At 66.9% G+C, this 13,082-nt stretch carries 11 protein-coding genes; all 11 read left to right on the top strand.

Going from position 1 to position 13,082, the window contains the following annotated elements; translation table 11 throughout:
* Positions 1–6: 6 nt before the first annotated feature.
* The 11 genes from nuoG to J2850_RS11060 all read left to right on the top strand — a co-directional run bounded on the left by nuoG (position 7) and on the right by J2850_RS11060 (position 13,060).
* Positions 7–2,070 (top strand): NADH-quinone oxidoreductase subunit NuoG, encoded by a 2,064-nt coding sequence (gene nuoG / locus J2850_RS11110; RefSeq protein ID WP_209981559.1) that lies wholly within the window; start codon positions 7–9, stop codon positions 2,068–2,070.
* Positions 2,063–3,073, top strand: coding sequence for an NADH-quinone oxidoreductase subunit NuoH (gene nuoH / locus J2850_RS11105; protein WP_209981557.1), 1,011 nt, complete (start codon positions 2,063–2,065; stop codon positions 3,071–3,073). Before nuoG ends, nuoH begins: the two co-directional genes overlap by 8 nt.
* Before the next feature lie 89 nt (positions 3,074–3,162).
* On the top strand, positions 3,163–3,651 hold the full coding sequence (gene nuoI / locus J2850_RS11100) for an NADH-quinone oxidoreductase subunit NuoI (protein WP_209981555.1): 489 nt from the start codon (positions 3,163–3,165) through the stop codon (positions 3,649–3,651).
* Positions 3,652–3,669: 18 nt separating this feature from the next.
* Positions 3,670–4,284, top strand: coding sequence for an NADH-quinone oxidoreductase subunit J (locus J2850_RS11095; protein WP_209981553.1), 615 nt, complete (start codon positions 3,670–3,672; stop codon positions 4,282–4,284).
* A gap of 1 nt (position 4,285) precedes the next feature.
* Positions 4,286–4,594 (top strand): NADH-quinone oxidoreductase subunit NuoK, encoded by a 309-nt coding sequence (gene nuoK / locus J2850_RS11090; protein ID WP_014248409.1) that lies wholly within the window; start codon positions 4,286–4,288, stop codon positions 4,592–4,594.
* Between the two features lie 9 nt (positions 4,595–4,603).
* Positions 4,604–6,721 (top strand): NADH-quinone oxidoreductase subunit L, encoded by a 2,118-nt coding sequence (nuoL, locus tag J2850_RS11085; RefSeq protein WP_209981550.1) that lies wholly within the window; start codon positions 4,604–4,606, stop codon positions 6,719–6,721.
* 25 nt (positions 6,722–6,746) lie between these two features.
* The gene (locus tag J2850_RS11080) at positions 6,747–8,273 is read left to right on the top strand and encodes an NADH-quinone oxidoreductase subunit M (RefSeq protein ID WP_209981548.1); all 1,527 of its coding nucleotides are present in this window, start codon (positions 6,747–6,749) and stop codon (positions 8,271–8,273) included.
* Between the two features lie 13 nt (positions 8,274–8,286).
* Positions 8,287–9,735 carry an NADH-quinone oxidoreductase subunit NuoN gene (gene nuoN, locus J2850_RS11075; RefSeq protein WP_209981546.1) on the top strand — a complete coding sequence of 483 codons (1,449 nt, stop codon included), beginning with the start codon at positions 8,287–8,289 and terminating at the stop codon, positions 9,733–9,735.
* Between the two features lie 10 nt (positions 9,736–9,745).
* The gene (locus tag J2850_RS11070; RefSeq protein WP_209981544.1) at positions 9,746–10,540 is read left to right on the top strand and encodes a biotin--[acetyl-CoA-carboxylase] ligase; all 795 of its coding nucleotides are present in this window, start codon (positions 9,746–9,748) and stop codon (positions 10,538–10,540) included.
* Between the two features lie 34 nt (positions 10,541–10,574).
* The gene (locus J2850_RS11065; protein WP_209981542.1) at positions 10,575–11,348 is read left to right on the top strand and encodes a type III pantothenate kinase; all 774 of its coding nucleotides are present in this window, start codon (positions 10,575–10,577) and stop codon (positions 11,346–11,348) included.
* Positions 11,345–13,060, top strand: a complete 1,716-nt coding sequence (locus J2850_RS11060) for a ribonuclease J (protein WP_209981540.1) — start codon at positions 11,345–11,347, stop codon at positions 13,058–13,060. The genes J2850_RS11065 and J2850_RS11060 overlap by 4 nt, the downstream gene beginning before the upstream one ends.
* Positions 13,061–13,082 lie beyond the last annotated feature (22 nt).

Here is a 13,082-nt window from a genome sequence, read left to right as displayed (position 1 = left end):
GTTTCCATGCCGAAACTCACCATCGACGGGATCGAGATCGAGGTCGAGCCGGGTACGTCGATTCTCCAGGCCTGCGAGCAACTGGGGATCGAGATCCCGCGCTTCTGCTACCATGAGCGGCTCAGCGTGCCGGCCAACTGCCGCATGTGCCTGGTGGAGATGGAGCGGGCGCCCAAGCCGGTGGCGTCCTGCGCCATGCCCTGCGGCGACGGGATGGTCGTCCGCACCAACAGCGAGACCGTGAAGAAGGCCCGCAAGGGCGTCATGGAATTCCTGCTGATCAACCACCCGCTGGATTGCCCGATCTGCGACCAGGGCGGCGAGTGCGACCTGCAGGACCAGGCCATGGCCTATGGCTTCGACCGCGGCCGCTACGGCGAGAACAAGCGCGCCGTCAAGGACAAGTACATGGGTCCGGTCATCAAGACCATCATGACCCGGTGCATCCACTGCACGCGCTGCATCCGCTTCATCAACGAGGTGGCCGGTGTTCCCGACGTCGGCGCGGTCTACCGCGGCGAGCACATGGAGATCACCACCTTCGTCGAGAAGGCGATCGGCTCCGAGCTGTCGGGCAACCTGGCCGACGTCTGCCCGGTCGGCGCCCTGACCCACAAGCCCTACGCCTTCACGGCGCGGCCGTGGGAACTGCGCAAGACCGAGACCATCGACGTGCTCGACGCCGTCGGCTCCAACATCCGCGTCGACGCCCGCGGCGCCGAGGTGATGCGTGTCCTGCCGCGCGTCAACGACGACGTCAACGAAGAGTGGCTGAACGACAAGAGCCGCTATTCCTATGACGGCCTGAAGCGCCAGCGCCTGGACCGTCCCTACATCCGCCAGAACGGCAAGCTGGTCCCGGCGAGCTGGGCCGAGGCGTTCACCGCCATCGCCGCCCGCATGAAGGGCCTGCCCGGCAACCGGATCGCCGCCATCTCCGGCGACCTGATCGACGTCGAGGCGCAGTTCGCCCTGAAGGAGCTGCTGACCCGCCTCGGCTCGGCCAACCTGGACTGCCGCCAGGACGGCGCCCGCTTCGACACCTCGGTGCGCGCCGGCTACCTCTTCAATTCCGGCATCGCCGGCATCGAGAAGGCCGACGTCATCCTGCTGGTCGGCACCAACCCGCGCTGGGAAGGCACGCTGGTCAACGCCCGCATCCGCAAGCGTTACCTGGCCGGCGGCGTCACCATCGCCTCGATCGGCGAGCAGCGCGACCTGACCTATCCCTACAGCGTGATCGGCACCGGGCCGGAGACGCTGCAGCAGCTCGTCGACGGCAGCCACGCCTTCTCCGAGACGCTGCGCGCCGCCAAGAACCCGATGATCATCGTCGGCATGGGCGCCTTCCAGCGCGCCGACGGCCTCGCGGTCCAGGCCGCGGCCCGTCTGGTCGGCGAGGCCTACGGCATGTTCCGCGACGACTGGAACGGCTTCAACGTGCTGCACACCGCCGCGGCGCGCGTCGGCGGCATCGAGGCCGGCTTCCTGCCGGGCGAGGGCGGCCGTGACGTCCACGGCATCCTCGACGGCGCCGCCAAGGGCGAGATCGACGTCGTCTACCTGCTGGGTGCCGACGAGGTCGACATGTCCCGCCTCGGCAACGCCTTCGTGGTCTACCAGGGCCACCACGGCGACGCCGGCGCCCATCGCGCCGACGTCATCCTGCCGGGTGCCGCCTACACCGAGAAGAACGCCGTCTACGTCAACACCGAGGGCCGCCCGCAGCTCGCCCGCCTCGCGGTCTTCCCGCCGGGCGAGGCGCGGGAGGACTGGAAGGTCGTCCGCGCCCTGTCGGAGGCGCTCGGCGCCACGCTGCCGTTCGACACCCAGACGCAACTGCGCCAGCGCCTGATGGCCGCCAACCCGATCTTCGCCGCGGTCGGCCAGCTCACGCCCGCGACCTGGGCGCCGTTCGGCGCGCAGGGACCGGTCGACGCCGCTCCCTTCGTGACGCCGATCACCAACTTCTACATGACCGACCCGATCAGCCGGGCGTCGGTGACGATGGCCAACTGCACGGAAGCGCTGGTGGGCCCTGCTCAGGAAAGGACTGGCACCCATGGCTGAGTTCTGGAGCGGCTTCCTCCTGCCGCTGATCATTATGGTGCTGCAGATCCTCGCGATCACCGTGCCGCTGCTCGTCGCCGTGGCGTTCATGACCTATGCCGAACGCAAGATCATGGGCGCCATGCAGCTCCGCCAGGGCCCGGCGATCGTCGGTCCCTTCGGGCTGATGCAGCCCTTCGCCGACGGCCTCAAGCTGTTCGCCAAGGAGCAGGTGCTGCCGGAAGGCGCCAACCGCGTCGTGTTCTACGTCGCGCCGATGCTGACCTTCTTCCTGGCGCTGATCGCCTGGGCGGTCATCCCGTTCGACTACGGGGTGGTGCTGTCCAACATCAACGTCGGCGTGCTGTACCTGTTCGCGATCTCCTCGCTCGGCGTCTACGGCATCGTGATGGCCGGCTGGGCCTCGAACTCGCGCTACGCCTTCCTCGGTGCGCTGCGCTCGGCGGCCCAGATGGTGTCCTACGAGGTCTCGATGGGCCTCATCATCATCACCGTGCTGCTGTGCGTCGGCTCGCTGAACCTGACCGACATCGTGCATGCGCAGGAGCGGGTCTGGTTCTGCATCCCGCTGCTGCCGATGTTCGTCATGTTCTTCATCTCGGCGCTGGCCGAAACCAACCGCGCGCCCTTCGACCTGCCGGAAGGCGAGTCGGAACTGGTCGCCGGCTTCATGGTGGAATACAGCTCGGCCCCCTTCGCGCTCTTCTTCCTCGGCGAATACGCCAACATGATCCTGATGAGCGCGATGACCTCCATCCTGTTCCTGGGTGGATGGCTGTCGCCGCTGCCGTTCGCGCCCTTCACCTGGGTACCGGGCATCGTCTGGTTCGCCCTGAAGATCGCGTTCTGCCTGTTCACCTTTGTCTGGGTTCGCGCCACGATGCCGCGCTACCGCTATGACCAGTTGATGCGCCTGGGCTGGAAGGTCTTCCTGCCGTTCTCGCTCTTCTGGGTCGTGCTGACCGCCGGCGTCCTGGTGACCTTCGGCTGGCTGCCCAAATAAGCGGTCCCCCAAAGCCCATTACTGAATTTCGTTGAGAGTGCCGGCGGCGATCCCGATCGCCTGCCGGCAAGGAAGGAGACGAAGAGGCCATGGCGTTCCTCGACCGCGCGGCGCGCAGCCTGTTCCTGACCGAGCTGCTTGGCGGCATGGCGCTGACCCTGCGCTACATGTTCAAGCCGAAGGTCACCCTCAATTACCCCTACGAGAAGGGGCCGATCAGCTCGCGCTTCCGCGGCGAGCATGTGCTCCGCCGCTATGCGAGCGGCGAAGAGCGCTGCATCGCGTGCAAGCTGTGCGAAGCCGTTTGCCCGGCGCTCGCCATCACCATCGAGGCCGAACCGCGCGACGACGGCAGCCGCCGCACCACGCGCTACGACATCGACATGACCAAGTGCATCTATTGCGGCCTGTGCCAGGAGGCCTGCCCGGTCGATGCGGTCGTCATGGGGCCGAACTTCGAGTTCTCCACCGAGACGCGCGAAGAACTCTTCTACAACAAGCAGAAGCTGCTGGCGAACGGCGACCGCTGGGAGGCGGAGATCGCCCAGAACCTCGCGGCCGAGGCTCCTTACCGGTAAGCGGAAGCGAGAAAAACGATGATACTCCAAGGCATCGCCTTCTACGTGTTCGCCGCGCTGCTGGTGGCCTCCGGTGTGATGGTCATCTCGGCGCGGAACCCCGTTCATTCGGTCCTTTTCCTGATCCTCGCCTTTTTCCAGGCGGCCGGCCTCTGCGTCCTGATGGGCGCGGAATTCATCGCGATGATCCTCGTCATCGTCTATGTCGGCGCGGTGGCGGTCCTGTTCCTGTTCGTGGTGATGATGCTCGACATCAACTTCCGCGAGCTGCGCCAGGGCGCCCTGGAGGCGCTGCCGCTGGGCGCGCTGGTCGGCCTGATCCTGCTGGCCGAGCTGGCCGCGGTTCTGGGTGGCTGGATCGTTGCCCCCGGCGTCGCCACGGTGGCCGGCGCGCCGACACCGGCGCTCGACCAGGTGACGAACACCCATGCGCTGGGCCAACTGATGTACACGCAGTACGTCTACCTGTTCCAGGCGTCGGGCATCGTCCTGCTGATCGCCATGATCGGCGCCATCGTTCTGACGCTGCGCAGCCGTGCCGGCGTGCGCAAGCAGAACGTCAACGTGCAGATCGCCCGTCACCGCGACGAGGTGGTCGTCATCCGCAAGGTCACGACCGGGGAGGGCGTGTGACATGGAGATCGGTCTCGGACATTACCTGACGGTCTCGGCCATCATCTTCACGCTCGGCGTGCTCGGGATCTTCCTGAACCGGAAGAACGTCATCATCATCCTGATGTCCATCGAGATGATGCTGCTGGCGGTGAACCTCAACCTCGTCGCCTTCTCGACCTTCCTGCATGACCTGGTCGGCCAGATCTTCGCCATGATCATCCTGACCGTCGCCGCCGCCGAGGCGGCGATCGGCCTCGCCATCCTGGTGGTCTACTTCCGCAACCGCGGCTCGATCCGAGTCGAAGACATCAACATGATGAAGGGCTGAGGCGGCGCCATGGAAGTGCTAGTCGTATTCCTTCCGCTCCTGGCGTTCCTCGTCGCCGGATCGATCGCGCTGTTCGGCGGGCCGAAGGCCGAGCCGGCGGCGGCCGGTCATGGCCATGGCCATGATGACCACGGGCACGGCCACGGGCATGCGCAGATCGCGCACGCCCATGACGACCACGCCCACCACATCTCGCACGACGAACTGAACCAGGCGCATGACGATGCCCACGACGACCACCATGTCGTCGCCGGGCCGCCCACCGCCGGCGACCGCGCGGCGCAGTTCGTCACCGCCGGTGCCGTGCTGGTGTCGGCCGTGCTCTCCTGGATCCTGTTCTTCGACGTCGCCGTCGGCGGTCACCCCCGCACGATTGAGTTGATGACCTGGATCCAGAGCGGCACGCTCGACGTGAAGTGGGCGCTGCGCGTCGACCAGCTCACCGCGGTGATGCTGATCGTCGTCAACACCGTGTCGGCCTGCGTGCACGTCTACTCGATCGGCTACATGGCCGACGACCCGCAGAAGCCGCGCTTCATGGGCTACCTGTCGCTGTTCACCTTCGCCATGCTGATGCTGGTGACCGCGGACAACCTGGTCCAGCTCTTCTTCGGCTGGGAGGGCGTCGGCCTGGCCTCCTACCTGCTGATCAACTTCTGGTACGAGAAGCCGTCGGCCAACAACGCCGCGATGAAGGCCTTCCTGGTCAACCGCGTCGGCGACTTCGGTTTCGCGCTCGGCATCTTCGCGATCTTCGTGCTGACCGGTTCCGTCCAGTTCGACACGATCTTCGCCAAGGCGCCGACGCTGACCGGCCAGACGCTGCATTTCCTGAGCTGGGACTTCAACGGCCTGACCGTCGCCTGCCTGCTGCTGTTCATGGGCGCGATGGGCAAGTCGGCGCAGCTCGGCCTGCACACCTGGCTGCCCGACGCCATGGAAGGCCCGACCCCGGTGTCGGCGCTCATCCACGCGGCCACCATGGTGACCGCCGGCGTCTTCATGGTCTGCCGTCTGTCGCCGGTCTTCGAATACGCCCCGACGGCGCTCGAAGTGGTGACGGTCGTCGGCGGCCTGACCGCCTTCGTCGCCGCGACCATCGGTTTCACCCAGTTCGACATCAAGCGCGTCATCGCCTATTCGACGATGTCGCAGCTCGGCTACATGTTCTTCGCCGCCGGCGTTTCCGCCTACGGTGCGGCCATGTTCCACCTGTTCACGCATGCCTTCTTCAAGGCGCTGCTGTTCCTCGGCGCCGGCTCGGTCATCCACGCCCTGCACCACGAGCAGGACATGCGCAAGATGGGCGGCGTCTGGCGCAAGATCCCCTTCACCTACGCGGTGATGTGGATCGGCAACCTGGCGCTGGCCGGTCTGCCCTTCTTCGCCGGCTACTATTCCAAGGACATGATCCTGGAGGCGGCCTTCGCGTCGGGCAGCGGGGTGGGGCGCTTCGCCTTCGCTCTCGGCATCGCCGCGGCGCTGCTGACCGCCTTCTACTCCTGGCGCCTGCTGTTCATGACCTTCCACGGCACGCCGCGGATGGACAAGGAAGTCTACGACCACGCCCATGAATCGCCGGTCGTCATGCTGGTCCCGCTGGCGGTCCTGACGCTGGGCGCGCTGTTCGCCGGCGTCGGCTTCCACCAGTGGTTTATCGGCGAGGCCCGCGCCGAGTTCTGGGGCCAGGCCCTCACCGTGCTGCACGGCCACGACCCGATCGAGGCCGCCCATCACCATACCCCCGGCTGGGTGGCGCTGGCGCCGCTGGTCGTCGGCCTGCTCGGCATCGCGATGGCCTACATCGGCTACGTCCAGATGCCGCATCTGCCGGGCAAGATCGCCGGCACCTTCGGCGGCATCCACCGCTTCCTCTACAACAAGTGGTACTTCGACGAGCTGTACGACCGCCTGTTCACCCGTCCGGCCAAGGCGCTCGGCTACGGCCTGTGGAAGTCGGGCGACGGTGCGGTGATCGACGGCGTCGGGCCGGACGGCATCGCCGCCGCCACCCGCGACGTGGCGGCCCGTGCCAGCCGGCTGCAGTCCGGGTATGTCTACCACTACGCCTTTGCCATGGTGATCGGGGTCGTCCTGTTCGTCGCCTGGCTGTCGGTCTTCGGCTGAGCGGTTTCGAGGGAGAACAACAACAATGGCTAGCTGGCCGATCCTGTCGTTCGCGACCTTCCTGCCGCTCGTCGGTGTCGCGCTGATCCTGCTGTTCTGCCGGGGCAACTCCCCCGACGTGCTGCGGAACGTGCGCTACATCTCGCTGTGGACGACGCTCGTCAATTTCGTGCTGACCCTGCTCGTCTGGGCCAACTTCGATCCGCGCAACCCGAACTACCAGATGGTGGAGAAGGCGGCCTGGATCCCGGACTTCGGCATCAACTACCACATGGGCGTCGACGGCATCTCGGTGCTGTTCGTCGTCCTGTCGGGCTTCCTGATGCCGCTGTGCATCCTGGCGAGCTGGGAGTCGGTGCAGGTCCGGGTGAAGGAATACATGATGGCCTTCCTCGCGCTGGAAACCCTGATGATCGGGATGTTCTGCGCGCTGGACTTCGTGCTGTTCTACATGTTCTTCGAAGGCGTCCTGATCCCGATGTTCCTGATCATCGGTGTCTGGGGCGGCCCGCGCCGCGTCTACGCCGCCTTCAAGTTCTTCCTCTACACGCTGCTCGGCTCGGTCCTGATGCTGCTGGCGATCCTGGCCATGTACTATGTGGCCGGCACCACCGACATCCCGACCATCACCGCCACCCAGTTCCCGCGCTCCATGCAGCTCTGGTTGTGGCTTGCCTTCTTCGCTTCCTTCGCGGTGAAGGTGCCGATGTGGCCGGTTCACACCTGGCTGCCGGACGCCCACGTCGAGGCGCCGACCGCCGGTTCGGTCATCCTGGCCGGCGTCCTGCTGAAGATGGGCGGCTACGGCTTCCTGCGCTTCAACATCCCGATGCTGCCGGAGGCGACCGAATATTTCGCGCCGCTGATCTACACCCTGTCGGTCGTCGCCGTGATCTACACCTCGCTGGTCGCCCTCGCCCAGGAGGACATGAAGAAGCTGATCGCCTACTCGTCGGTCGCCCACATGGGCTTCGTCACCATCGGCATGTTCGCGCTGAACCAGCAGGGCATCGAAGGTTCGGTGTTCCAGATGCTGTCGCACGGCGTGGTGTCGGGTGCGCTGTTCCTGTGCGTCGGCGTCGTCTACGACCGGCTGCACACCCGCGAGATCGCCCGCTACGGCGGCCTCGTGAAGAACATGCCGAAGTATGCCGTCGTCTTCCTGTTCATGACGATGGCCTCGGTCGGCCTGCCGGGCACCGCCGGCTTCGTCGGCGAGTTCCTGGTGCTGCTGGGCGTCTTCCGCGACAACACCTGGGTGGCCGCTCTCGCCGCCACCGGCATGGTGCTGGGCGCCGCCTACGCGCTGTGGCTGTACCGCCGCATCGTCTACGGCAAGCTGACCAAGCCCGACGTCAAGGCGATGTTCGACATGACCCCGCGCGAGATCGCGGTGTTCCTGCCGCTGATCGCCGTCGTCCTGTGGATGGGCGTCTATCCCAGCAGCTTCCTGAACGTCACCTCGGCATCGGTCGAGCAGTTGATCCAGACCTACCAGACCAAGCTGGCCGCCGCGCATGCCGCGTCCGGCGTTTCGGTCGCCGAGCGGTGAGGGGTTCTTCGACATGACCGCAGCGTTTCCCGACATCTGGCCGGCCCTGCCGGAGATCTTCCTTGCCCTGTCCGGCATCGCCCTGCTGATGCTGGGCGTCTTCCGCGGCGACGGCTTCACCCGTCCGGTGTCCTACCTGGCGATCGTCTGCATGCTGCTGGCCGCCGTCCTGTCGATGGGCTACGGCGCCGGCCGGGTGGTCACCTTCAACGGCATGTTCGTGATGGACGCCTTCGGCGTCTTCATGAAGGTGCTGGTGCTGGTGTCCGCCGCCTTCGCCGTCATCCTCTCGCTCGGCTTCAACGAGCGGGAGCAGATGGCGCGCTTCGAGTTCCCGGTGCTGATGCTGTTCGCCACGCTCGGCATGCTGATGATGGTGTCGGCCAACGACTTCATCTCGCTGTATGTCGGTCTGGAGACGCAGAGCCTGGCGCTCTACGTGATCGCGGCCTTCCGCCGCGACCATGCCAAGTCGTCGGAAGCCGGCCTGAAGTACTTCGTCCTCGGCGCCCTGTCCTCCGGCATGCTGCTGTACGGCGCCTCGCTGGTCTACGGCTTCGCCGGCACGACTTCCTTCGACAAGGTGGCCGCCCTGTTCGCCGGTGGCGCCCATGTCTCGACCGGCGTGGTGATCGGCCTGGTCTTCGTGATGGCCGGCCTGGCCTTCAAGGTGTCGGCCGCGCCGTTCCACATGTGGACGCCGGACGTCTACGAGGGCGCCCCGACGCCGGTGACCGCCTTCTTCGCGGCGGCGCCGAAGGTCGCGGCGATCGCGCTGCTGACCCGCGTGGTGATGGAGCCGTTCGGCCATCTGGCCGCCCAGTGGCACCAGGTGCTGGTCGCCACCGCCATCCTGTCGATGGTGATCGGCTCCTTCGTCGCCATCATGCAGACCAACATCAAGCGCCTGATGGCCTACAGCTCGATCGGCCACATCGGCTACGCGCTGGTCGGCCTGACCACCGGCACCCAGGACGGCGTGCGCGGCGTGCTGATCTACATGGCGCTCTACATCGCCATGAACATCGGCGCCTTCGCCGTCATCCTCAGCATGAAGGCCAAGGGCCGGATGCTGGAGGAGATCAAGGACTTCTCCGGCCTGTCCAAGACCAACCCGATGCTGGCCGCGACCATGGCGATCTTCATGTTCTCCATGGCGGGCATCCCGCCGATGGCCGGCTTCTTCGGCAAGCTGTACGTTTTCCTGGCCGCCATCGCGGCGCAGGAATACACGCTGGCCGTGGTCGGCGTGCTGACCAGCGTCGTCGGCGCCTTCTACTACCTGCGCATCATCAAGATCATGTATTTCGATGAGCCGTCGGTGGTGGTCGACAAGGTGGACGACGACGGCATGACCGGCGTCCTGGTCATCACCAGTGCCTTCACGCTGCTGTTCTTCGTCGCCCCCGCGCCGATCCTGAACGGAGCGGCGGCCGCCGCAGCGGCGCTGTTCGCCGGGTGACGGCGCACAGATGACATCCTCGACCGAAGCGGAGGCGGCGCGTCTGCGCCTGCCTCCAGGCTTCCACATCAGGGCCTTCGACTCCGTCGGCAGCACCAACGACGAGGCGAAGGCCCTGGCGCGTTCAGGGGCCGGCGAAGGCACGGTGGTGTGGGCGCGCCGGCAGGAAAGCGGACGGGGCCGCCGCGGCCGTGCCTGGAGTTCGCCGGAGGGCAACCTCTACAGCAGCGTCATCCTGCGTCCCGCCCGCCCGCCGGGCACCGCGGCTCAGATCTCCTTCCTGGCCGCCCTGGCCATCGCCGAGACCGCCGAGTCGGTGTTGCCCGACCCGGACGGCGTCCGGTGCAAATGGCCCAACGACGTCCTCGTGCGCGACCGCAAGCTCTCCGGGATCCTGCTCGAATCGGAGCAGGGGTCGGACGGCGACGTGGCTTGGCTGGTGCTGGGCGTCGGCATCAACCTGCGGCATTTTCCCGCGACGAGCGGCTACGAGGCGACCTCTCTGATCGCCGAGGGCGCTCCGCAGATGGCGGCCGGCGATCTGCTGGAAATCTACCTCGGGCATCTGTCGGTCTGGTACTCGTGCTGGCTCGCGCACGGATTCGCGCCCCTTCGCCAGGCATGGCTCGACCGTGCCCGCGGATTGGGCCAGCCTATCCTCGTCCGCTTGGCCGATCGGACGATCCCCGGGACTTTCGCCGATCTGGACAGCGACGGCGTTCTGTTGCTTGATCCGACGGACGGCGGCCCACGCCAGCGGATCGCCGCCGGCGACGTGTTCTTTCCCGGACCGCCGACCGGATAACGCCCGACTTCTTTGAGCCTTCACGGATTCGACCATGCTTCTCGCCATCGACGCCGGAAACACGAACGTGGTGTTCGCCATTTATGACGGTGACCGCCAGCGAGGGATCTGGCGGACGGCGACCGATCCCAAACGCACCGCGGACGAATACATGGTGTGGCTCACCCACCTGATGGCGCTGAAGGAGTTGAAGCCGGCGGACATCCGGGCGGCGATCGTCGCCAGCGTCGTGCCGGGGGCCACCTTCAATCTGAAGCGGCTGTGCAAGGATCATTTCGGCTGCGATCCCGTGATCGTCGGCCAGCCCGGCGTGGAACTCGGCACCAGGGCGCTGGTCGACCGTCCCGAGGAGGTCGGTGCCGACCGCCTGGTCAACACCGTCGCGGCTGCCGCGGCCTATCAGACCCCGCTGATCGTCATCGATTTCGGCACCGCGACGACCTTCGACGTGGTCGACGCCGACGGGAACTATCGCGGCGGCGTCATCGCGCCCGGCCTGAACCTGTCGCTGGAGGCGCTGCAGCGGGCGGCCTCCAAGCTGCCGCGGGTGGAGATCCAGCCGCCGCCGGTGGTCATCGGCAAGAACACGATCGACTGCATGCAGTCCGGCATCTTCTGGGGGTATGTCGGCCTGATCGAAGGGCTGGTCGCCCGCATCCGGGCGGAGTACGGCGAACCGATGCGGGTGGTGGCAACCGGCGGCCTCGCTGTTCTTTTCGCCAAGGCCACCCATGTCATCGAACACACCGACGACGAGCTGACGCTCCGCGGCCTCCTCCTGATCCACAAGCGCAACACGGTCCAATGACACAATCCTCCAAGCCAGCCGCCGGAAGCCCCGAAACCCCGGCGGAGCCCTTCGTTCCGGAGGATGGTGCGCTCTACTTCGTTCCGCTCGGCGGCTCCGGCGAGATCGGGATGAATCTCAACCTCTACGGCCATCGCGGGAAATGGCTGATGGTCGATCTCGGCATCTCGTTTGCCGACGACACCATGCCCGGCCTTGACGTGATCATGCCCGACCCGGCCTTCATCGCGGAGCGGCGCGACGATCTCGTCGGGCTGGTGCTGACCCATGCGCACGAGGACCACCTCGGCGCCATCCAGTATCTCTGGCCCGGGCTGCGCTGTCCCGTCTATTGCACCCCCTTCACCGCCGCCTTCCTGCGTTCCAAGCTGCAGGAGCGCGGGTTGAGTTCCATCGTGCCGATCCACGAGGTCGCGCTCGGCGGCACGGTCGAACTCGGCCCCTTCTCCGTCGAGTTCGTCACGATGACGCACTCGATCCCGGAGCCGAACGCCCTGGCGATCCGCACCGCGGCCGGCACCGTGCTGCACACCGGCGATTGGAAGCTCGATCCCGATCCGCTGGTCGGCGCCACAGCCGACGAGGCGCGGCTGCGCGCCATTGGCGACGAGGGCGTGCTGGCGCTGGTCGGCGACAGCACCAACGCGCTGGTGCCGGGTTCCTCGGGGTCCGAGGCGAGGGTGCGGGCCGCGCTGATGGACCTGTTCGGCCGGTACGCCGACCGGCGGATCGCCGTGAGCTGCTTCGCCACCAACGTCGCGCGGCTTGAGAGCATCGCCCACGCCGCCGCAGCGCACGGGCGCCATGTCGCGCTGGTCGGCCGCTCGCTGTGGCGCATCAACGAGGCGGCGCGGGAGAGCGGCTATCTGGCCGACGTGCCGAAGTTCCTGTCCGAACATGACGCCAGCTATCTCCCCCGGGAAAAGCTGGTGCTGATCTGCACCGGCAGCCAGGGGGAGCCGCGTTCGGCACTCGCGCGCATCGCTGCCGACGACCATCCGCAGGTCACCATGTCCCGCGGCGACGTCGTCATCTTCTCGTCACGGGAAATCCCCGGCAACGAACGGGCGATCGGCCGCATGCAGAATCAGCTCGTCGCCCTGGGTGTCGAGCTGGTGACCGCCGACGACGCGCCGGTCCATGTGTCCGGCCACCCGGCGCGCGACGAGCTGGTGCGGATGTACCAGTGGGTGCGTCCGCTGAACGCCGTGCCGGTCCATGGCGAGGAGCGTCACCAGCAGGCCCATGCGGCGCTGGCCGCAGGGTGTCAGGTTCCCCACAGCCTCGTGCCGGCCAACGGCCAGGTGATCCGCCTCGACCACCCCGACGGGGCACGCATGGTCGGCCACGTCCGGGTCGGGCGCATGGCGGTGGACGGCAAGCGCCTGGTGCCGCTCGACACCGGCATGATGCGGGCGCGCCACCGGATGGTGAACAACGGCGCCGCCGTAGTCACCTTGGCGATGACCGGGACCGGCGAGTTGCTGACCGCCCCGCAGGTGGCGGTGATGGGGCTCGTCGACGAGGCCGCGGACCGCGACCTGCTGATGGATGTGGTCGACGCCGTGCGCGAGGCGGTGGCGTCGCTGCCGAAGCCGGCGCGGGCCGAGGATGCCCAAGTCAAGGAAGCGGCGCGCATCGCGGTGCGCCGCTGCTTCAACGCCTCCCACGGCAAGAAGCCGGTGACGGAGGTCCATCTCGTCCGTGTATAAGGGCGTGGCAGAGCCCGCGTAA

The organism is Azospirillum picis (genome assembly GCF_017876115.1).
Lineage (GTDB): Bacteria > Pseudomonadota > Alphaproteobacteria > Azospirillales > Azospirillaceae > Azospirillum > Azospirillum picis.
Note: the sequence above shows the minus strand (reverse complement) of the source record. Positions and strands in the feature narration are given on the sequence as shown.